Source organism: Bacillus sp. SIMBA_005, assembly GCF_046535585.1.
GTDB lineage: Bacteria > Bacillota > Bacilli > Bacillales > Bacillaceae > Bacillus > Bacillus pumilus.
Map to the genome: position 1 here is coordinate 1 of NZ_JAWRWI010001036.1, position 242 is coordinate 242.

Genomic DNA, 242 nt, shown 5'->3' on the forward strand with positions numbered 1-242 from the left:
CCTTCATCTCTACCAAGTCGCGCAACTGCTGGATCAGCACCTTCTCACTGATCCCGCCGATGCGTCTGCGTATCTCGGAGAAGCGCGCGGGACCGCCTTGTACATGATATAAGATCAGCGGCTTCCATTTTCCGCCGATCACCGTCAGCGCAACATCCAGTCCGCAGGATGTATCTGTTCTGTCCAACATAATCTTACACTTACCTTTTTGTAGGTTCTATCCTTTAAGTAATTAACTGTCT

The 242-nt window shown here is 49.6% G+C and carries 1 protein-coding gene; it reads right to left on the reverse strand.

The genetic code is table 11. The annotated features are described in order from the left end of the window. A partial coding sequence (locus SB660_RS23270; protein ID WP_410584922.1) for a winged helix-turn-helix transcriptional regulator occupies positions 1 to 187 on the reverse strand: 187 nt, incomplete at its 3' end. Positions 188 to 242 lie beyond the last annotated feature (55 nt).